Source organism: Streptomyces sp. NPDC025638, assembly GCF_055558775.1.
Genome location: NZ_JBVHLX010000003.1, coordinates 398,490 through 418,613, shown reverse-complemented (window position 1 = coordinate 418,613; position 20,124 = coordinate 398,490). Strand labels below are relative to the sequence as shown.

The window sequence follows — 20,124 nt, the reverse complement described above, 5'->3', positions numbered from 1 at the left end:
GGGTGCCGGCCGAAGAGGTCCGGGCCGACGAGGTGCGGCCGAAACGGAACTTACTCTGGAGTCAGCAGGGTTGACGGTGTCCGGAAAGCACCGGACTGTAATGGACATGACGAATATCCGGGCGCGTTCGTTCGTTGTCCTGGTTGTCCTCTGTGGATTCCTGGTGGTGGCCGGCACCTCGCCCGCCGCCGCCGCCCCTTCCGACTCCCTCTGGTTCGACGGCACCGCCCTCACGGTGCAGAACGGCCGCTTCGTCGACGGTCAGGGCCGTGAGGTCGTCCTGCGCGGCTACAACGTCTCCGGCGAGACCAAGCTGGAGGAGAACGGCGGCCTGCCCTTCGCCTCGGTCGCCGACGCACGGAAGTCGGCCACCGCGCTGCGTGCCCTCGGCGGCGGCAACGCGGTCCGCTTCCTGCTCTCCTGGGCCCACGCCGAGCCCGTGCGGGGCCAGGTCGACACCGCGTATCTGGCTGCCGCCACCGAGCAGATGCGCGCCTTCCTCGACGCCGGCATCCGCGTCTACCCCGACTTCCACCAGGACCTCTACTCCCGCCACCTCTTCAACTCGGGCAGCTGGTACACCGGCGACGGCGCCCCCAAGTGGGCCGTGGACCTCGGCAGTTACCCAACCGAGTCCTGCGGGATCTGCTTCTTCTGGGGCCAGAACATCACCCAGAACTCGGCCGTGACGAAGGCGCAGTACGACTTCTGGCACAACAACTACGGCCTCCAGGACGCCTTCCTGGCCACGGCGCAGTCGACGATGGCGTTCCTCGCCCAGCACCTCACGGACACCGAGTTCACGGGCGTAGTCGGCTTCGACCCGTACAACGAGCCGTACGCGGGCAGCTACGACTCCGGCCGGACCAGCCGCACCTGGGAGCAGGACCTGCTGTGGCCCTTCTACCAGAGGTTCCGGGCCCGCATGGACGCGGCCGGCTGGCAGGCCAAGCCCGCCTTCGTCGAGCCGAACCTCTTCTGGAACGCCAACATCTCCTCCCAGAAGCAGGAGGGCGGACTGCTGGACGCGGGCACGCTCGGGTCGCGCTATGTCTTCAACACCCACTTCTACGACCAGAAGGCCATCTCCGGCATCCTGATGTGGGGCAAGGCGGCCGACGGCCAGTACACGGCCGACTTCGGCACGATCCGCGACCGCGCCTCGGCCGCCGGGACCGCGGCCGTGGTCAGCGAGTACGGCCACCCCCTGTCCGGGACGGTGTCGGACAAGGCGCCGACCGTCCTCAAGGCGATGTACCAGTCCCTCGACTCCCGTCTCTCCGGGGCGAGTTGGTGGTCCACCCCGGCGTCCTCCGGCCCGGTCCTGTCCGGCTCCCAGTGGCAGTGGGACCTCTACAACGGACGCCACCACGAGCTGATGAACGGCAACCCGGACAAGGTCCTCACCTCCGGCGACGCCTGGAACGACGAGGACCTCTCCGCCGTGCGGCTGGACGACTCCGGCACCGTGACCCTCCGGCAGGACGCCCGCTTGCTCGACCGGATCTACCCGAGCGCCACCTCGGGCACCACCGCCGCCTTCACCTACGAGGACCGCTCCCGGGACGGCTCGGCCACCCTGACGTGGAACCCGGTGCCGAGCTCGCTCCCGAACGTGTCGCGCCTGGTGGGCTCCGGCCAGTACGGCGTCCTGGTGTGGCGCTCGGGCAGCGGTACGGCACCCACCGAGCTGCATCTGCCGGCCTCCTTCCCGGCGTCGGCCACCACGGTCGTCTCCGACCTGGGCACGGCGTTCGCGCCTCCGTCGTACACCGCCTCGATTCCGGTCGGCGTGGCCCCCGAACCGGGCGGCACCGGCAGCCGACGCCTGCTGCTCACCGACGCGGACTCGGGCGTCCTGCACTACGCGCTGGTGACCAACGGGGCGACGGCACCGTCCGCGGACCTGCTGAGCGCCGCGCAGGCCGAGCTGGCGGCGTGGGCGACGGCCCACTTCTGACAGCGGACCGGCCTCCGGGGCGGTGTGTGTGCACCCCGGAGGCCGGGCGGCGGCTGCGCGCGAGGTCAACTCGACGACGGACCGGTCCAGTCGGACTGGACGTGGCCCAGCCGGACCCGCTGCGGATGGTCGCCGACCGCGACGGACGTCACCTTCTGCCCGGTCGCGAAGTCGATGGCGGTGACCTGGTCCGCGCCGCTCTCGGAGACGATGCAGTCCTTGCCGTCGCCACTGACCGTGGCCCAGTAGGGCTTGGAGGTGGTGACCAGCGGGCCCTCCTGGAGGGTGGCGCGGTCCACCACCGTCGCGTAGTCGTCCATGGTGCCCGCCACGCACAGCTTGGTGCCCGCGGGGTTCATCGAAATGCCGTGGTGGCGCGAGTCGTTGACCCAGGTGGTGCGGTCCTCGCTGGTGGCCGGGTTCTTAGGCAGGGTCTTCATCCGGGTGATCTTGTCGGTGGCGACGTCGTACTCCAGGAAGCCGTTGAAGAACGAGACCTGGAAGTAGAGCTTCGACTCGTCGGGGGAGAACACCGCGGGGCGGACGGCGTCGGAGAAGTTCTTGAGGCCGAAGGCGTCCAGCCGGTCGCGCATGTCGATGACCTTGACCTGCTTGTAGGTCGTCGCGTCCACGACCGTGATGTGCCGGTCGCCCTTCGTCCAGTCCCAGGCCGGGTCGTCGAGGGCGGTGTTGACGTCCCCGATGGACATGTTCCAGATGTACTTGCCGTCCTTGGTGAAGATGTTCTCGTGCGGCTTGTCGCCGGTGGCGAACGACCCCAGCTGCTTGCCGGTGTTGATGTCCAGCACATGCACGGTGTTGGCGGTCGAGGCGGAGACCGCGACCCGTGTGCCGTCGGGGGACACGGCCATGTGGTCGGCGCGGTAACCGGTCACCGGGAAACGCCAGTTGATCTTCCCGGTGGCCAGGTCGATCGAGACCACGTCGGCGAAGCTCGGTCGGGACACCACCACGGATCTGCCGTCCGGCGTGGAGTACATGTCGTCGACGAACTGGTCGTGGCCCTCGCCGACGCTGTTGCGGATGGCCATGAAGTAGATCCACTTGATCGGGTCGGCGTTGATCTCCGCCATCCGGGCGTCCTTGTCCGGGACGACGTTGATCCGGCCGACCTTCGCGAAGTCGCCGCTGGACTTGATGACGTCCGCCGTGCCGTCCCAGTTGTTGCCGACGAACAGCACCTCGCGCAGGGAGGCGGCGTCCGTGGCGGCCGTGGCGGCGGTCGCGGGGGCGGTGAGGGTCAGGACGAGGGCGGCGGCTACGGAGCAAAGGTGCCTGGGTCTGAAGGCAGGCATGACTGCTCTCTCCTCTGGGTGGGGTGTGGCGGGAGCGGTGCCATGACAGGGCGATGAATCTGAACACGTGGGCATTCAGAGTTAACTTACTGAAAAGTAAGGTGGGGTGGCCTTCTCCACAAGACCGCGTGCGCGACAAAATTGGCTGCCTGGTGGGCGAGTTGGGGACGGGAGGGGATCGTGGGGGGCAGGCTCAGGCCGGCGACCGGCCGCTATGCGGGCAAGTCCGCCGAGGAGCGGCAGGCGGAACGCCGACGGCGGTTCCTGGACGCGGCGCTCCAGCTCTTCGGTGACGCGCCCGGCTTCCGAGCCACGACCGTCGCGTCCCTCAGCGAGGCCGCGGGCCTGTCGACCCGCCAGTTCTACGAGGAGTTCCGCACCCTCGAAGATGTCCTCGCCGCACTGCACCTGCAGGTCAACAACTGGGCCGAACAGGCCGTGCTGGCCGCGGCGGCCGAGGCGGAGGGGCTGTCGCTCGCCGAGCGCGCCGCCATGATCTTCCGCGCGTACGCGGCGAACGTCACCGCCGACCCACGCCGCATCCGCATCACCTTCGTCGAGATCATCGGCGTCAGCCCACGCCTGGAGGAACAGCGCCTCGCCCGCCGGGCCCGCTGGGTCGAACTGATCTGCGCGGAGGCGAGGGCGGCCGCCGCACGCGGCGAGGCCGCGCCCCGCGACTACCGCATCGCAGCGGCGGCGTTCATCGGCAGCGTCAACGGCGTACTCCACGACTGGAGCGCGGGCTGGGTGGACGCAACCCTGGACGACGTGGTCGACGAACTGGTCCGGCAGCTACTGGGGATACTGCGCCCGGGCGACTGGCCGGGACCCACCTGAGCCGACGCCGCGGGCCTGGCTGCCAAGCCGCCGAACTGCCGCGCAGGGGGACGACGGTCGGTGCCCCGCCCAGGGAGACCGGTCGGGACGACCAGAAGCCCTCGTCGAACGGGATCGGGACCGGCACGGCCGGCATCCCGGCCCGCAGCCCCGCCGTGGTGGTGCCCGCGCCCGCGTGGTGGACCACCGCGGCCGTCCGGGGGGACAGTGCGGAGTGCGGGACCTCTCCGGTGGTCAGCATGTCGTCGCCGTCGGCCGCGAGCCCGCCCCAGCCCCACTGGATCACCCCGCGCAGCCCGGCCCGCCGCAGCGCCGCGCCGACCTGTGCGCTCAGCCGCCGGGCGTCGGGGACGGTGGCGCTGCCCAGCCCTATGAACACCGGTGGCGGGCCCGCGTTCTGGAACTCCCGCAGATTGTCGGGGAGTTGAGCCTTGTCATCGTACGGCCACCAATAGCCGCAGACGTTCAGTCCCGCTCGCCAGTCCCGGGGTCGGGGGACCCGCCAGCGGGCTGAAGCCGTGGTGTACCGGCCGGTGCTGCCGCTCGCGTACCAGCCTGTCGCCGGCGTTGACTTCGGCCTCGTGCGGTTCTACGGTCGGCGCGCAACGCGTTCGGCTAGCCGATCTGTGTTCGATATGTCGAATCAGCGATGTCCTGATCACGTCCCCACCGCTCGTGGAGGAGCCGCATGTACCCCCCACCCCGATGCGCCGGCAGCGGTTTCGTACGACGCTGCAGAGCCGCCGTCCTACGCGTCCTCGTCCTCGCCCTGACCGCGACCACCGCGCTCCTCTTCGCCCAGCCCGGTACCGCCCAGGCGGCGACCGTGCGTCAGGTCTCCGTACCCGCCGCCCCGATGGGCTGGGCCTCCTGGAACAGTTTTGCCGCGAAGATCGACCACAGCGTCATCAAGAAGCAGGTCGACGCGTTCGTCGCCGCGGGACTTCCGGCCGCCGCATACCAGTACGTCAACATCGACGAGGGCTGGTGGCAGGGCACCCGGGACAGCGACGGCAACATCACTGTCGACACCGGTGAGTGGCCCGGCGGCATGAGCGTCATCGCCGACTACATCCACAGCAAGGGCCTGAAGGCCGGCATCTACACCGACGCGGGCAAGAACGGCTGCGGCTACTACTACCCGACGGGCCGTCCCGCCGCGGCCGGCACGGGCAGCGAGGGCCACTACGACCAGGACATGCTGCGGTTCTCCCAGTGGAGCTTCGACTTCGTCAAGGTCGACTGGTGCGGCGGCGACGCCGAGGGGCTCGACGCGGCGACGACGTACAAGTCCATCAGCTCCGCCGTAGCCAAGGCCTCCGCCACCACCGGGCGCCCGCTCACCCTCTCGATCTGCAACTGGGGCTACCAGAACCCCTGGAACTGGGCGCCGGGCCAGGCCCCCATGTGGCGGACGAGCACGGACATCATCTACTACGGCAATTCGCCGTCGCAGACCAACATGCTGTCCAACTTCGACCAGACCCTGCACCCGGCGTCCCAGCACACGGGCTACTACAACGACCCCGACATGCTGATGGTCGGCATGTCAGGCTTCACCGCCGCCCAGAACCGCACCCACATGGCGCTGTGGGCGATCTCCGGCGCGCCGCTGCTGGCCGGCAACGACCTCACCACGATGACCGCCGAGACGGCCGCCATCCTCAAGAACTCCGACGTCATCGCCGTCGACCAGGACCCGCGCGGGCTCCAGGGCGTCAAGGTCGCCGAGGACACCACCGGCCTCCAGGTCTACGGCAAGGTGCTGGCGGGCACCGGCAACCGTGCGGTCGTGCTGCTCAACCGCACCTCCTCCGCGCAGAACGTCACCGTCCGCTGGTCCGACCTCGGTCTGACCGGCGCCTCCGCGACCGTCCGCGACCTGTGGGCGCAGAGGGACCTGGGCTCGTACGCCACGGGCTACACCACGAGCGTCCCGGCGAACGGCTCGGTGATGCTCAAGGTCAGCGGCGGCACCGAGGCGGCGAGCACGGGCTACAGCGCCACCTCCACCGGCAAGTACACCGGCGTGAGCGCCGCGAGCACCGGCCTGAACGTCCTCGACATCGCCTACACCAACACCGGCTCCACCGCGGTCACCGGCACCCTCCAGGTCAACGCCCAGACCTCCACGACGGTCTCCTTCCCGCCGACCGGAACCGGACAGGGCACGGTCTCGGTCCAGGTCGACCTGTCCAAGGGTTTTGCCAACTCCCTCACCTTCAGCGGAAGTTCACTGCCCGCGCTGGGCACGGTCACCGTCGCCCCGGTCCCCGGCACCAATGGCAACCTGCTCGTCGGCAAGCAGTCCGGCCGCTGCGCCGACCTCTACAACAACACAATCACCAACGGCACCCAGGCGGAGCTCTGGGACTGCAACGGCGGCGGCAACCAGGTCTGGACGTACACCTCCCGCAAGGAACTCGTGGTGTACGGCAACAAGTGCCTGGACGCCTACAACCTCGGCACCACCAACGGCACCAAGGTCGTGATCTGGGACTGCAACGGCCAGAACAACCAGAAGTGGAACGTCAACTCCGACGGCACGATCACCAACGTCAACGCGGGCCTGTGCCTGGACGCCTACAACGCGGCCACCACCAACGGCACCTCACTCGTCCTGTGGACCTGCAACGGCGGCAACAACCAGCAGTGGTCCCGGACCTGACACCGCTGCCTAGGCGGCGGCGAGCACCAGCAGACTCGTCGCCGCCAGCAGGGCACCGCCCAGTACGCACCAGGCCACCAGTCGCTGCCTCAGCGCCCGGTATCTGGCCTCGTACATGTGCCGCAGCTCCGCCGCGCGTTCCGCGGTGCGCCGCCACGAGGTGCGGGCCAGCGCCAGGTACTCCGTCTCGAAGTGCCGCTCCAGGTCCTCCCGTTGGCTGTCGGTGAGCCAGCCCAGCCGGGAGGCCGTACGGGCAGCCGCCGCACGGCCCTCCTGCCGTGCGGCGGCGAGCAGCAGATGGCCCTCGATCTCCTGGACGAGCGTCCGCTCCTCCCCGGTGCTCATCACGCGGTCAGCTCCCGCTCCGCCGGCCGCACCTGCGGATGGTGCAGGTCGAACGCCGGTGACTCGCTGCGGATCCGCGGCACGGTGAGGAAGTTGTGGCGCGGCGGCGGGCAGGAGGTCGCCCACTCCAGCGAGCGGCCGTAGCCCCAGGGGTCGTCGACCTCGACCCTCTCACCGTACCTGGCGGTCTTCCAGACGTTGTAGAAGAACGGGAGCAGGGACGAACCCAGCAGGAACGAGAAGATCGTCGAGACGGTGTTGAGCGTCGCGAAACCCTCGACGGCCAGGTAGTCGGGTACGCGGCGCAGCATGCCCTGGGCGCCCAGCCAGTGCTGGACCAGGAACGTGCCGTGGAAGCCGATGAACAGCGTCCAGAAGGTGATCTTGCCAAGGCGTTCGTCGAGCATCCTGCCGGTGAACTTGGGCCACCAGAAGTGGAATCCGGCGAACATGGCGAAGACGACCGTGCCGAAGACCACGTAGTGGAAGTGCGCCACGACGAAGTACGTGTCGGAGACATGGAAGTCGATCGGTGGCTCGGCGAGGAGGACACCGGTCAGTCCGCCGAAGACGAACGTGACGAGGAAGCCCATGACCCAGAGCATCGGTGTCTCGAAGGACAGCGAGCCCTTCCACATGGTGCCGATCCAGTTGAAGAACTTCACCCCGGTCGGGACCGCGATCAGGAAGGTCATGAAGGAGAAGAACGGCAGCAGCACACCGCCGGTGACGTACATGTGGTGGGCCCACACGGTCACGGACAGACCGGCGATCGAGATGGTCGCCGCGATCAGGCCCAGGTAGCCGAACATCGGCTTGCGGGAGAAGACCGGGATGACCTCGGAGATGATGCCGAAGAACGGCAGCGCAATGATGTACACCTCCGGGTGGCCGAAGAACCAGAAGAGGTGTTGCCACAGCAGGGCTCCGCCGTTGGCGGAATCAAATACATGGGCGCCGAACTTGCGGTCCGCCTCCAGGGCGAACAGCGCGGCCGCGAGGACCGGGAAGGCGAGCAGGATCAGGACGGCGGTCAGCAGCACGTTCCACACGAAGATCGGCATGCGGAACATGGTCATGCCCGGGGCGCGCATGCAGATGATCGTGGTGATGAAGTTGACCGCGCCGAGGATGGTGCCGAAGCCGGAGAAGGCCAGACCCATGATCCACATGTCGGCGCCGATGCCCGGCGAGCGGACCGCGTCCGACAGCGGGGAGTAGGCGAACCAGCCGAAGTCGGCGGCGCCCTCGGGGGTGAGGAAGCCGCCGACCGCTATGAGTGACCCGAACAGGTAGAGCCAGTAGGCCAGCATGTTCAGCCGGGGGAAGGCGACGTCCGGGGCACCGATCTGGAGCGGCATGATCCAGTTGGCGAAGCCGGCGAACAGCGGCGTCGCGAACATCAGCAGCATGATCGTGCCGTGCATCGTGAACGCCTGGTTGAACTGCTCGTTCGACATGAACTGCAGGCCCGGACGGGCCAGTTCGGCGCGCATGAGCAGTGCCATCACGCCGCCCAGGCAGAAGAATCCGAACGCCGTGAGCAGATAGAGCGTTCCGATGGTCTTGTGGTCGGTGGTCGTCAGCCACTGGACGGCCTTGACGTTATTGATCCTCTTCACGCCCCGCCTGTGTCCGCGCCGGCCTCACGCGTCACACTCGGACGACGCGACGAGAATCACGGAAAAGGGTGTGACGATCGTGAGGCTGCCGGACACGAACGGAACATGAGCAACGACGAGATCTTCGCCGCTGCCTATCGCGAGCACTACTGGGCGGTCAGCCGCTATGTCGCGCGGCGACTGGACGGGCGGACCGACGAGGTCGAGGAAGTGGTGGCGGAGGTGTTCACGGTGGCCTGGAGACGCCGGGCGGACCTGCCTGCGTCGCCGCTGCCCTGGCTGTACGGCGTGGCACGCAACTGCCTGGCGAACGCGGTACGCGGTTATGGGCGCCGGCGCAGGCTGGTGGACCGGCTGGGCAACGACGAGAGCGCGCACGGGCGGCAGATCGTGCACAGCCCCGACACCGAGGGGCCCGGCGCCTGGGTGCACGACGCGCTGGCCCGCCTCTCTCCCGCGGACCAGGAGGTGCTCCGCCTGACGGCCTGGGAGGAGCTCGGCATCGACGAGGTCGCCGTGGCCCTCGGCTGCGGCAGCCGGGCGGCGGCGATGCGACTGCACCGCGCCCGCCGCCGGCTGAGGGCCCAGATCGACACCATGCGCCCGACACCGCCACCAGCGAGCGCGACCCCCTCGAAGGAACACCGTCATGGCTGATGAACTCGAACTCCTGCGCCGCGCCAACCCGGTGCCGGTCGACGGTGCCCACTTCGGTGACGGGCCGCTGGACCACCGGGCCGAGCGGCGGCTCAATCGGCTGCTGCACGATACGGAGCCCGGCCGCCGCCGTTGGCGCCCGCGACTGGTGTGGGGTCTCGGTGCCACCGTCGTCGTGGCGGGGACCGTCCTGGCCGTGCTGTTCAGCGGGCCCGGCACCGCTCCCGCCGTCGCCGCGCCCCGCCCGCTGACCGTGCGGGCCCACTCCACCCCCGTACCCCTGAAGCAACTGGCCGAGCTGGCCGAGGCGACCGCCGCGGACGGCTCCCCGAAGCTCCGCAAGGGCACACATGTGCAGTCCTGGAGCCTCGGGATGAGCGAGGACAAGCCGCCCATCACCCTCCCCGAGGAGCGCATCGTGCGCTGGCGGGCGGACGACAGCCACACGGAACTCGTGGTGGCCACCGACCCCCGTCACCCGGGCCGCCCGGTCCTCACCGACGAGGGCGGCGAGCCGCGCATGGTCGAGGACGGTCATGTCCTCGGCCGGCAGACGTATCCGCCGAGCTGGAGCGACGCCCCGCCCGAGGCCACGCCCCCGCACGACGCCGTACGACTGCGCTCGTACCTGGCGGAGACGGTCCGCAGCGAGGCGTTGGCCACTCCCGAACTCCTCGACGCCACCAGGGAGTTGCTGGACCACTGGACGCTCGGTGCCCGCGAGTCGGCGGCGCTCGTCCGGGTCCTGGCGGACGCCAAGGGTCTGCGGGCCGTCGGGCAGGTGACGGACCGGCTCGGGCGGACCGGTCAGGCGTATGTGTACGACACGAAGGGCAACCGCCGGATGCTGGTCCTGGACCCGGCCACCGGCGCCGTCCTCGGACTGGAGTCCACGTTCACCGAGGACGAGCCCGAGTACGGCGTGCGGGCCGGCGACGTCATGGACTACAGCGCCTGGATGCGCTGATCACACCCCCCGGCTGCCGGGCGGCCGCCTCCAGGCGCTGACTGAGCGCCGTACGGCGGTCAGGAGCCGTCCCCGGGAGGCGGTGCTGTCGGGTCCGTCCCGGCCAGGAACGCGGTGGCCTGTGCCTGGAGCCGGCCGGCGCCGATCGCCTCCGCCCAGCGGGCGATCTCCGTCGCCAGCGCGCAGGCTCCGGCCTCGTCGCCGGTGTCACGGGCCAGTACGGCGAGCAGCATCTGCTGGGAGAGCGTGCCGGGTACCGTGCCCACGCGGGCGCCCAGGGCGGTCGCCCGGCGCCAGCGGTCCAAGGCCAGGTCGTGGTCGCCGGCGTCGTGGTCGTGGTCGCCGAGGTGCCGCAGGGCCTCGCGGGCCAGCAGGTCGTCCGGGCCGGCCTCGGCGGACCGCAGGGCGGCCGTGTAGTGGGCGGGGGCGGCGGCGCGGTCGGCGAAGTGGTTGTCGGTGATCAGGCCGAGGTACATCGAGGCCCAGCCCCGGCGCACCTCGTCCGGGGCGTGCTCGTGGAGTGCCCGCGCCCCCTCCCGCAGCGCGGTGAGCGACTCGGGGTCCTTGCCCGCCGGGCCGAGGCTCAGCACGCCGCCGACCAGGAGCAGTCGGCCGTAGTCGCGCCGCAGCCGGAGGAAGGCCATGTCCCAGTCGCCGTCCGGGACCACCTTCTCCGCCTCCGTGATGCGCTCCGCCGCGGTGTCGGTACCGGCGAACCAGTCACGCTCCAGGGCCACTTCGGCGGCGGCGAGGGCGATCCGGGTGCGGGCGGCGGGCTCGGTGACGGCCGCCGAGTCCAGCAGGCGGGCGGCCCGCTCCCAACGGCCCGCCAGCCGCAGCTCGCGAGCGGCGGCCAGGAGTTGGTCGATGTCCACGACCGTGCTGAGGGTGCTCGGTGCAAGTGTCATGCGAGGGAAGGTAGTTATGGAGAAAATCATCCACAAGAAAACTACTGCGGGAGGCAGGCGATGGAGGATTCGGTCGACCGGCATGTGGCCGTCTGGACCAGGGAGTTGGACTGGCTGGACCCCCTCAAGGAGGCGATCGTCGCCCGGCTGGCGATCCTGGCCCGGCACAACGCGCAGGCCCGCCGGGACGCACTGGACACCGGCGGGCTCGAGCACGGGCAGTACAAACTGCTGTTGATGCTGCGCAGGACGGGACCGCCCTACGAGGCGAGCCCGTCACGGCTGGCCGAACTGCTCGGGCTGACCCGTGGGGCGCTGTCCGCACGGCTCGCCCCCGTCGAGGAGGCCGGGCTGATCACGCGTACCCATGAGACGGGCGACCGCAGGCGGGTACGGGTGCGACTCACCACCGCCGGCCATGCCGCGTTCGAAGCGCACGCGGTGTCGGAGGACGCGGGCGAGGGCGCGCTGCTCGCAGCACTGACCGAAGAAGAGCGGCGGACACTAGCCGATTTGCTGCGGAAACTGGTCGTGGCCGCCGAAGCCGGCCACCCCGCGCCCGCCCCGCCACGGCCCGGGCCGAGAAGGTCCAGGTCAGTCGAGACGTGACCTGGACTCTCGCGACCCCTCTGCCTACTCGTCCCATGCCTGGATCATGATCTGTTCGCTGATCTTGCCCTCGCGCAGCGTGATCATCGACTCGGCGAGGACCCGGACGCCGTCGGCGTACTCGCAGGACTCGGTGAAGGCGGCGTGGTCGCCCTGGATGATGCACTGCTCCAGCTTGTGGGTCATGTCGCGGCTGTAGACGTCGTCGAGCAGCTCGGCTATCGCGGGCCGGCCGTGCAGGACCTTGGGATGGCTGGGCTGGCTGTTGCGGTCGATGATGCGGATCTCGGCGTCGTCCGCGTAGAGCGCCAGCAGGGTGTTCCCGGTGTTCCCCTCTATGCCCCGGCGCAGTGTCTCGGTGTCGAAGGTGGAGCCTGTCGCGGTGCCCATGGTGACCTCCTTCGAGAGCCCGCGGCCCGACGGGGGACGAGCCGTGAGGACCCCTGCTACGAGCCTCCTCCGCCCAGGCGGCCTCGGCAAGCGCAGCCGGGCGCTCCGCCTGTCGGGTGAGGGGAGCCGTGCGCCCGTGTCCGCGCGGGGCCGCGGCACGTTGCTGAAAGCATGATCTCAACACGACGTATCGTCGCCGCCGTCGGTCTTGCCGCCGGGGTCACGGGCCTCGCCGCACCGCTGGCGAACGCGGCCGACGCGAGCGCACCGGACAACGGGAAGATCAACCCGATCGCCATGCTCGACTCGCTCGCCGTCAGCGACATCCCGGCGGAGCACCGGGCGGAGCTGCCCCGGGTCGCCGACCAGCTGCAGTCGACGAACCGGCTGAACGACCTGAACCAGCTGCACCAGGTCACCGACCTGGTCGCCCCGGTGACCGGGCTGCTGCCCGCCGTCCAGTAGCCGGCGCCGCGCCGTACCCCCCGCATCGTGGGCCGTCCGGAATCGGGCGGCCCACGGCCGTGTCCGGGAGTGAGGGGCCCATGACCGCATCCGGCACCGAGGGGCGCGGGTCAGCCCGCCGTCGCGAGGAACTGCGTCGCCGCCAGCTCCGCGTAGAGCGGATCGGCGGCCACCAGCTCCCGGTGCGTGCCCACCGCGCGCATCCGGCCCGCGTCCATCACGACGATCCGGTCGGCCATCGTCACCGTGGACAGCCGGTGCGCGACCACCAGGACGGTGGTCGACCGCGCCACGTCCGCGACCGTGTCGCGCAGAGCCGCCTCGTTCACCGCGTCCAGCTGTGAGGTCGCCTCGTCCAGGAGCAGCAGCCGGGGGCGGCGCAGCAGGGCGCGGGCGATGGCGACGCGCTGGCGCTCGCCGCCCGACAGCTTGGTCCCCCGGTGCCCGACCAGCGTGTCCAGTCCCAGCGGCAGCCTGGCGACCAGGTCGTCCAGCCGCGTCGTCTTCACCACCCGCGCCACACTGTCCTCGTCCGCCTCCGGATTGCCGAGCAGCAGGTTGTCCCGCAGCGATCCGGACAGCACCGGCGCGTCCTGCTCCACATATCCGATGGCCGAGCGCAGCCGGGGCAGCTCCCAGTCCGCCAGGCTCCGGCCGTCCAGCGTGATGTCTCCGGACTCGGGGTCGTAGAACCTCTCGATGAGGGAGAACACCGTCGTCTTGCCCGCGCCGGACGGGCCGACGAACGCCGTCATCCCGCGCGCCGGTATCGCGAAGCTGACCCCGTGGTGCACATACGGCAGGTCGTCGGCGTACCGGAAGCGGACGTCCGTGAAGACGAGGGAGGCGGGCTCGGCCCCCGCGGACGGCAGGGGGGCGGGGGCGGCGGCCGGTTCGGCGGGCAGCCGCAGCGCCTCCTGGATGCGGGCGAGTGCCCCGGCGCCCGTCTGGTACTGCGTGATCGCGCCGACGACCTGCTGGATCGGCGACATCAGATAGAAGACGTACAGCAGGAACGCCACCAGGGTGCCGATGCCGATCGCCCCGGTCGCCACCCGTGCCCCGCCCACGGCGAGGACGGTGATGAAGGCGATCTGCATCGCGAGCCCGGCCGTGTTGCCCGCCGCGGCCGACCACTTGGCGGCGCGCACGCTCTGCCGCCACGACTCCTCGGCGGCCGCGTGCAGGGTCCGTTCCTCGCGGTGCTCGGCGCCCGACGCCTTCACGGTGCGCAGTGCGCCGAGGATCCGCTCCAGTGAGGCGCCCATCACACCGACCGCGTCCTGGGCCTGCCGGCCCGCTCGGTTGATGCGCGGCACGATCGCGCCGAGCACCGTGCCCGCGCCCGCGATCACCGCCACCGTGACCCCGAGCAGCACCGGATCGACGACGCCCATCATCACCACCGTGGCGACGAGCGTGAGCCCGCCGGTGCCGAGGGCGACCAGCGAGTCGGTGGTGACCTCGCGCAGCAGGGTGGTGTCCGAGGTGATCCGGGCCATCAGATCGCCCGGCTCGGTGCGGTCCACGGCCGTGATCCGCAGCCGCAGCAGATACGAGGACAGGGAGCGCCGGGCGCCGAGCACGACCGACTCCGCGGTGCGGCGCAGCACATACGAACCCAGCGCGCCCAGCGCCGCGTTGGCGACGACCAGACACGCCATCGCGAGCAACGGTCCGGTGATGGACCGCTCGTGCGCCAGGTCGTCGATCAGTCCCCGGGCCACCAGCGGGAGCAGCAGCCCGGTCGCCCCGGTGACGAGTGCGAGCAGCGCGCCCGTCAACAGGGCCCACCGGTGGGGCCGTACGTATTCGAGAAGGAGCCGCCACACGGGCGGCTCGCTCTCTGTGTCCGTCGCAGCGTCGCTCACGGTGCTCCTCGTCCGGAGTCGGGTGGGGCACTCAGGCTACGTCGGGCGCCTGGAGGGCTGCTGCGGCCCGGTCCCCTGGCAACTCCGCCGGTGCGGTGGATGCGATCCTTCCTGGTGACGGGTGAGGGGCCGGTGCCCCCAGGGGCGGGTAAAATACCCCTGAGGGTATATGAATGGAGTTGGCTGTGGAGCTGCAGTTCGAGGGTGATGAGCTGAAGTCGGTGCTGAACCGGCTGCGCCGGGCGCAGGGGCAGATCTCCGGCGTGATCAAGATGATCGAGGAGGGGCGCGACTGCGAGGACGTGGTGACCCAGCTCGCCGCGGCCTCGCGCGCCCTGGACCGGGCCGGGTTCGCGATCATCGCGACCGGACTGCAGCAGTGCCTGATCGACGCCGACGGGAACCGGTCGGACGGCGAGACGACGGAGCAGATGAAGGCACGGCTGGAGAAGCTGTTCCTGTCGCTGGCGTAGTGGTGCCCCGGATGCCGCGTCGGGAGGCAGGAACGAAAGATCCATGACGCCGTTGCGCTCCGTGCCGTTACCGATCAGTCACGCGTAGGGTCGAAGGACAGGCACAGCGATGGAAGGGGCCAGGCCATGGCGCAGGAAGTACGCGGCGTGATCGCACCGGGGAAGGACCAGCCGCTGCGGGTCGAGACGATCGTGGTGCCGGACCCGGGGCCGGAAGAAGCGGTCGTACGCGTCCAGGCCTGCGGCGTCTGCCATACCGACCTGCACTACAAGCAGGGCGGCATCACCGACGAGTTCCCCTTCCTGCTCGGCCACGAGGCGGCCGGGGTCGTGGAGTCGGTCGGCGAGGGCGTCACCGACGTGGCGCCCGGCGACTTCGTGATCCTCAACTGGCGTGCGGTGTGCGGGAACTGCCGGGCCTGTCTGCGCGGCCGCCCCTGGTACTGCTTCAACACCCACAATGCCGAGCAGCGGATGACCCTGGCTTCGAGCGGCCAGGAACTCTCCCCGGCGCTCGGCATCGGCGCCTTCGCCGAGAAGACCCTGGTCGCGGCCGGGCAGTGCACCAAGGTCGACCCGGCCGTCTCCCCGGCGGTCGCCGGACTGCTGGGCTGCGGTGTGATGGCCGGCATCGGTGCCGCGATCAACACCGGCAATGTCGGCCGTGGCGACTCGGTCGCCGTCATCGGCTGCGGCGGAGTCGGGGACGCGGCCGTCGCCGGGGCGCGGCTGGCCGGCGCCGCGAAGATCATCGCCGTCGACATCGACGACCGGAAGCTGGACAAGGCGCGCGCCATGGGCGCCACGCACACGGTCAACTCGAAGGAGACCGACGCCGTCGAGGCGATCCGCGAGCTCACCGGCGGCTTCGGCGCCGACGTCGTCATCGAGGCGGTCGGCCGCCCGGAGACGTACAAGCAGGCCTTCTACGCCCGCGACCTGGCCGGCACGGTCGTCCTCGTGGGGGTGCCCACCCCGGAGATGAAGCTCGAACTCCCGCTCCTGGACGTCTTCGGCCGCGGCGGTGCCCTGAAGTCCTCCTGGTACGGCGACTGCCTGCCCTCCCGCGACTTCCCCATGCTGATCGACCTGCACCTCCAGGGCCGTCTTGACCTGGAGGCGTTCGTGACCGAGACCATCCGGCTCGACGAGGTGGAGAAGGCGTTCGACCGGATGCACCAGGGAGACGTCCTGCGCTCGGTGGTGGTGCTCTGATGACCACACGCATCGAACGCCTCGTCACCTCCGGCCAGTTCACGCTCGACGGCGGCACCTGGGACGTCGAGAACAACGTATGGATCGTGGGCGACGAACGCGAGGTGGTCGTCATCGACGCCGCGCACGACGCCGAAGCCATCGCCGACGCCGTGGCCGACCGCCGGCTGACCGCCATCGTGTGCACCCACGCCCACAACGACCACATCGACGCCGCGCCCGCCCTCGCGGACCTGACCGGTGCCACCATCTGGCTCCACCCGGACGACCTGCCGCTGTGGAAGCTGACCCACCCGGACCGCGAGCCCGACGCCCATCTGGTCGACGGGCAGGTCATCGAGGGGCCCGGCCTCGACCTGACGGTGCTGCACACTCCCGGCCACTCACTGGGCGCGGTGTGCCTGTACGACCCCGGCCTGGCCACCGTCTTCACCGGCGACACCCTCTTCAAGGGCGGCCCCGGCGCCACCGGCCGCACCTACTCGCACTTCCCGACGATCATCGAGTCGATCCGCGACCGGCTCCTCACCCTCCCGCCCGAGACGAAGGTCCTGACCGGCCACGGCGACTCGACGACCATCGGCGAGGAGGCGCCTCACCTGGAGGAGTGGATCGCCCGGGGCCACTGAGCGCCCCGGCAAAAAGGCGACAGAAGATGTCCGGCTTTCCCGCCAGTGTGGACGGCGACAGCAGTCGTACGGGTACGGGAGGCCGGACATGTCAGGTCCGCTGGAGGGAAAGGCCGCGCTGGTCGCCGGGGCGACACGGGGCGCGGGACGCGGGATCGCGGTGGAACTCGGCGCGGCCGGCGCCACCGTCTATGTCACCGGACGCAGCACCCGCGCCCGGCGCTCGGAGTACGACCGCCCCGAGACCATCGAGGACACCGCCGACCTGGTCACCGCGGCCGGCGGCCACGGCATCGCCGTACCGACGGACCATCTGCGGCCGGCCGCGGTACGCGCGCTCGTGGACCGCGTCGCGGACGAGCAGGGCCGCCTGGACGTGCTGGTCAACGACATCTGGGGCGGCGAGAACCTCTTCGAGTGGGACACCCCGGTCTGGGAGCACGACCTGGACAACGGGCTCCGACTGCTCCGGCTCGCGGTCGAGACCCATGCGATCACCAGCCACCACGCCCTGCCGCTGCTCCTGCGGCACCCGGGCGGCCTGGTCGTGGAGGTCACCGACGGGACCGCCGAGTACAACCGTGACACCTACCGGGTGAACCTCTTCTACGACCTGGCCAAGACGTCCGTTCTGCGCATGGGCTTCGCCCTGGCCCATGAACTGGGCCCACGCGGTGCCACCGCCGTCGCGCTGACCCCCGGCTGGCTGCGCTCGGAGATCATGCTCGAACACTTCGGGGTCACCGAGGACAACTGGCCGGACGCCCTCGACCGGGTCCCGCACTTCGCCATCTCGGAGACCCCGCGCTTCGTCGGCCGCGCCGTCACCGCCCTCGCCACCGACCCCGAGGTGGCCCGCTGGAACGGGCAGTCCCTGTCCAGCGGCGGACTCGCCCAGGAGTACGGCTTCACGGACCTGGACGGCAGCCGCCCCGACGCGTGGCGCTATCTCGTCGAGGTGCAGGACGCGGGCAGACCGGCGGACGTGACCGGATACCGGTGACTCACGGCTGGGGGAGAGGCCAGCGCGCGGAGTGACCGGGCGGCAGCGCAAGATCCTCGCGAACGGCGGCGTAGTAGCCCTCGCGGCCGGCGCGCTGCCGCTCCAGCAACGCCTGCCACGTCTCCGGATCCCGCTGCTCCTCCCGCAGGTACCGTTCCATCTCCATCACCAGCACGACCCACGTCCGGGCCTTCTCCACCACCGCCGGGCTGCCCAGCAGGATCAGCGCCTCCCCGGACGGATCCCGGGCGATGGTCGCCTCGGCCAGCAGCGGCTTCGCCTCCTCGGGCGTCAGGGGATGCGGGTGCGGGTCGATCTCGAAGTGGGCGGCCAGCCGGTACGTCAGCGTGACCGACTTCTTCAGCGTGCGGGCGTAGTCGGCGTACACCGCGAACCTCCGCTCCTCCCAGCGCGCCGCCTGCTCGCGCCGGAACCGGGCCCGATCACCCCTGACGACCGCCAGGTACGAGCCGAGCGCGCCGATCACGACGCCTATCAGGGCGGGGAGTTGCTGCATGAACGCGGACATGTGCGCACGCTAGCGGCCCTGCCGCCCGGCACGGGATTAGGTTTCGCCCATGACTGACCTCAAGCGGTTCGAAGGACACGGAGTTCTCGTCACGGGCGCGGCCCGCGGCATCGGCGCGGCCGTCGCCCGGCGGCTGGCCGAGGAGGGCGGACGGGTGCTGGTGACCGACCGGGACCTGCCCGAGGCGGAGAGGACGGCGGCCGTGTTGGGCGAACAGGGCCTGGCGGTACGGGCGTTCGTCTGCGACGTCGCCGACCGGGGCTCCGTGGAGGCGGCCGTCGCTCAAGCCGTCGCATCCTTCGGCTCGCTCGACGTGCTCGTCAACAGTGCCGCGCACTGCACCCCCGACGTGCCCCTCTTCGAGGACGAGCCCGACGACGCCTGGGCCCGTGACCTCGACATCACCCTCACCGGCGCCTACCGCTGCTGCCGCGCCGCCCTCCCGCACCTGGCCGCATCCGGCCGGGGCGCCGTCGTGAACATCGGCTCCGTCAACGCCGAACAGGACTTCGGCAACCACGCCTACAGCGCGGCCAAGGCCGGACTCGGCTCCCTGACCCGCACCCTCGCCGGACACGCGGCGGCCCGTGGCGTCCGGGTCAACCTGGTGCAGCCGGGCACGGTCCGCACCTCCGCCTGGGAGGGACGGGACGACGAACTCGAAGCCGTCCGCGCCCTGTACCCGCTCGGCCGCGTCGGAGAAGCGGAGGACATCGCCGCCGCCGTGGCCTTCCTCGCCTCCCGCGACGCCGCCTGGATCACCGGCACGACGCTTCGCGTCGACGGCGGACTCACCGCCGTCAACACCGGTTTCCGCACGGCGCTGGGTCCGTCACCGGACGAGTGAAGTTAACCGTTTTGTCACAACCTGACCGGCCCCTGCAACCTATGGGGTCGCCCGCTGGTCTAGCTCTCGGAGACCGTAGACATCGGAAGGAATGCACCCGTCATGGGGGACATACGCAGACGAGGCGTCGTGGTGCTCGGCATCACCGCACTGGTGGCGCCGCTCACCATCGCGCTCACCACGGCACCGGCCCAGGCGGCCGCGAGTTGCACCACGCAGGCCGGGCCGTACCAGAAGCAGGTGGAGAAGTTCCTCGGCCGCCCGGTCGACGGCAAGCAGTCCGCCGCCGACTGCAAGGCCATCCAGGCCTTCCAGAACAAGCACGGCATCACGCCCGCCATCGGCTACGCGGGTCCCGTCACCTGGGGCGTGATGGACCTCATGAACAAGCAGAAGGCCGTCGGGAGCAACCCCAACAAGGACGGCAAGTGCCCCACCAACAAGGGGCGCATCGCCTGTGTGAACCTGACGCTCCAGCTGTCCTGGATCCAGGACGGGAACAAGCTCGTCTACGGCCCGGTCCCGGTCCGTACCGGCCGCAAGGGGTACGCCACCCGCACCGGTCTGAAGAAGATCTACTGGCGGGACATCGACCATGTCTCGTCCGTCTACAACGTGCCGATGCCCTACAGCCAGTTCTTCGACGGCGGCCAGGCCTTCCACTCGGTGAACCTCAGCATGTGGAACCCGCCGGGCTCGCACGGCTGCGTCAACATGACCACCACCACCGCCAAGAAGTACTGGTCGCTGCTGAAGACCGGCGACGACGTCTATGTGTACGGCCGCAAGCCGGGCACCTGACGGCACCCG

20 protein-coding genes and 1 pseudogene are annotated in these 20,124 nt (G+C 70.3%); 13 read left to right on the top strand and 8 right to left on the bottom strand.

What is annotated here, in order from left to right:
• Positions 1-100: 100 nt before the first annotated feature.
• Positions 101-1,960, top strand: a complete 1,860-nt coding sequence (locus tag ACZ4EG_RS09915; RefSeq protein ID WP_467790247.1) for a cellulase family glycosylhydrolase — start codon at positions 101-103, stop codon at positions 1,958-1,960.
• A gap of 65 nt (positions 1,961-2,025) precedes the next feature.
• Here ACZ4EG_RS09915 and ACZ4EG_RS09910 read toward each other — a convergent pair whose 3' ends face one another.
• Entirely contained in the window at positions 2,026-3,276 is a 1,251-nt protein-coding gene (locus ACZ4EG_RS09910) for a YncE family protein (protein WP_467790246.1), read from the bottom strand.
• Between the two features lie 180 nt (positions 3,277-3,456).
• Between ACZ4EG_RS09910 and ACZ4EG_RS09905 the strand changes: the two genes are divergently transcribed.
• Positions 3,457-4,116 (top strand): TetR/AcrR family transcriptional regulator, encoded by a 660-nt coding sequence (locus tag ACZ4EG_RS09905; protein ID WP_467790245.1) that lies wholly within the window; start codon positions 3,457-3,459, stop codon positions 4,114-4,116.
• Between the two features lie 28 nt (positions 4,117-4,144).
• Here ACZ4EG_RS09905 and ACZ4EG_RS09900 read toward each other — a convergent pair.
• A pseudogene (locus ACZ4EG_RS09900) lies at positions 4,145-4,664 on the bottom strand (glycosyltransferase); the annotation flags it as partial.
• Positions 4,665-4,804: 140 nt separating this feature from the next.
• Between ACZ4EG_RS09900 and ACZ4EG_RS09895 the strand changes: the two are divergent.
• Positions 4,805-6,784 (top strand): ricin-type beta-trefoil lectin domain protein, encoded by a 1,980-nt coding sequence (locus ACZ4EG_RS09895; protein WP_467790244.1) that lies wholly within the window; start codon positions 4,805-4,807, stop codon positions 6,782-6,784.
• Positions 6,785-6,793: 9 nt separating this feature from the next.
• On the opposite strand, the gene ACZ4EG_RS09890 is transcribed toward ACZ4EG_RS09895, so the two are convergent.
• Both ACZ4EG_RS09890 and ctaD read right to left on the bottom strand, forming a co-directional pair.
• Positions 6,794-7,129, bottom strand: coding sequence for a hypothetical protein (locus tag ACZ4EG_RS09890; RefSeq protein ID WP_453546118.1), 336 nt, complete (start codon positions 7,127-7,129; stop codon positions 6,794-6,796).
• On the bottom strand, positions 7,129-8,751 hold the full coding sequence (ctaD, locus tag ACZ4EG_RS09885) for an aa3-type cytochrome oxidase subunit I (RefSeq protein ID WP_467790243.1): 1,623 nt from the start codon (positions 8,749-8,751) through the stop codon (positions 7,129-7,131). The genes ACZ4EG_RS09890 and ctaD overlap by 1 nt, the downstream gene beginning before the upstream one ends.
• 105 nt (positions 8,752-8,856) lie before the next feature.
• On the opposite strand from ctaD, the gene ACZ4EG_RS09880 reads away from it, so the two are divergent.
• Positions 8,857-9,408 (top strand): RNA polymerase sigma factor, encoded by a 552-nt coding sequence (locus ACZ4EG_RS09880; RefSeq protein ID WP_453546122.1) that lies wholly within the window; start codon positions 8,857-8,859, stop codon positions 9,406-9,408.
• Complete coding sequence (locus ACZ4EG_RS09875) at positions 9,401-10,375, top strand: CU044_5270 family protein (protein ID WP_467790242.1); 975 nt, start codon at positions 9,401-9,403, stop codon at positions 10,373-10,375. The genes ACZ4EG_RS09880 and ACZ4EG_RS09875 overlap by 8 nt, the downstream gene beginning before the upstream one ends.
• Before the next feature lie 59 nt (positions 10,376-10,434).
• Here the strand turns inward: ACZ4EG_RS09875 and ACZ4EG_RS09870 are convergent, their stop codons facing one another.
• A complete protein-coding gene (locus ACZ4EG_RS09870) occupies positions 10,435-11,283 on the bottom strand; it encodes a hypothetical protein (protein WP_467790241.1) in 849 nt (282 codons plus the stop codon).
• 60 nt (positions 11,284-11,343) lie between these two features.
• Between ACZ4EG_RS09870 and ACZ4EG_RS09865 the strand changes: the two genes are divergently transcribed.
• Entirely contained in the window at positions 11,344-11,892 is a 549-nt protein-coding gene (locus tag ACZ4EG_RS09865; protein WP_467790240.1) for a MarR family winged helix-turn-helix transcriptional regulator, read from the top strand.
• A gap of 24 nt (positions 11,893-11,916) precedes the next feature.
• Here ACZ4EG_RS09865 and ACZ4EG_RS09860 read toward each other — a convergent pair whose 3' ends face one another.
• Positions 11,917-12,282: a nuclear transport factor 2 family protein gene (locus tag ACZ4EG_RS09860; RefSeq protein ID WP_453546130.1), complete on the bottom strand. Its 366-nt coding sequence runs from the start codon at positions 12,280-12,282 to the stop codon at positions 11,917-11,919.
• A 171-nt stretch (positions 12,283-12,453) separates the two neighbouring features.
• On the opposite strand from ACZ4EG_RS09860, the gene ACZ4EG_RS09855 reads away from it, so the two are divergent.
• Entirely contained in the window at positions 12,454-12,747 is a 294-nt protein-coding gene (locus ACZ4EG_RS09855) for a hypothetical protein (RefSeq protein WP_467790239.1), read from the top strand.
• A 110-nt stretch (positions 12,748-12,857) separates the two neighbouring features.
• Here the strand turns inward: ACZ4EG_RS09855 and ACZ4EG_RS09850 are convergent, their stop codons facing one another.
• Positions 12,858-14,618 carry an ABC transporter ATP-binding protein gene (locus ACZ4EG_RS09850; RefSeq protein WP_467790238.1) on the bottom strand — a complete coding sequence of 587 codons (1,761 nt, stop codon included), beginning with the start codon at positions 14,616-14,618 and terminating at the stop codon, positions 12,858-12,860.
• A gap of 185 nt (positions 14,619-14,803) precedes the next feature.
• On the opposite strand from ACZ4EG_RS09850, the gene ACZ4EG_RS09845 reads away from it, so the two are divergent.
• From ACZ4EG_RS09845 to ACZ4EG_RS09830, 4 genes are all read left to right on the top strand, one after another.
• On the top strand, positions 14,804-15,091 hold the full coding sequence (locus tag ACZ4EG_RS09845; protein ID WP_316754609.1) for a metal-sensitive transcriptional regulator: 288 nt from the start codon (positions 14,804-14,806) through the stop codon (positions 15,089-15,091).
• Between the two features lie 126 nt (positions 15,092-15,217).
• Positions 15,218-16,306, top strand: coding sequence for an S-(hydroxymethyl)mycothiol dehydrogenase (locus ACZ4EG_RS09840; protein WP_467790237.1), 1,089 nt, complete (start codon positions 15,218-15,220; stop codon positions 16,304-16,306).
• Positions 16,306-16,935: an MBL fold metallo-hydrolase gene (locus ACZ4EG_RS09835; RefSeq protein ID WP_467790236.1), complete on the top strand. Its 630-nt coding sequence runs from the start codon at positions 16,306-16,308 to the stop codon at positions 16,933-16,935. Before ACZ4EG_RS09840 ends, ACZ4EG_RS09835 begins: the two co-directional genes overlap by 1 nt.
• A gap of 88 nt (positions 16,936-17,023) precedes the next feature.
• On the top strand, positions 17,024-17,938 hold the full coding sequence (locus tag ACZ4EG_RS09830; protein WP_467790235.1) for an SDR family oxidoreductase: 915 nt from the start codon (positions 17,024-17,026) through the stop codon (positions 17,936-17,938).
• A 1-nt stretch (position 17,939) separates the two neighbouring features.
• On the opposite strand, the gene ACZ4EG_RS09825 is transcribed toward ACZ4EG_RS09830, so the two are convergent.
• Complete coding sequence (locus ACZ4EG_RS09825) at positions 17,940-18,467, bottom strand: hypothetical protein (protein ID WP_453546143.1); 528 nt, start codon at positions 18,465-18,467, stop codon at positions 17,940-17,942.
• Between the two features lie 49 nt (positions 18,468-18,516).
• Between ACZ4EG_RS09825 and ACZ4EG_RS09820 the strand changes: the two genes are divergently transcribed.
• On the top strand, positions 18,517-19,314 hold the full coding sequence (locus ACZ4EG_RS09820) for an SDR family NAD(P)-dependent oxidoreductase (RefSeq protein ID WP_467790234.1): 798 nt from the start codon (positions 18,517-18,519) through the stop codon (positions 19,312-19,314).
• 102 nt (positions 19,315-19,416) lie between these two features.
• Positions 19,417-20,115: a L,D-transpeptidase family protein gene (locus ACZ4EG_RS09815; RefSeq protein WP_467790233.1), complete on the top strand. Its 699-nt coding sequence runs from the start codon at positions 19,417-19,419 to the stop codon at positions 20,113-20,115.
• The last annotated feature ends 9 nt before the right edge of the window (positions 20,116-20,124 follow it).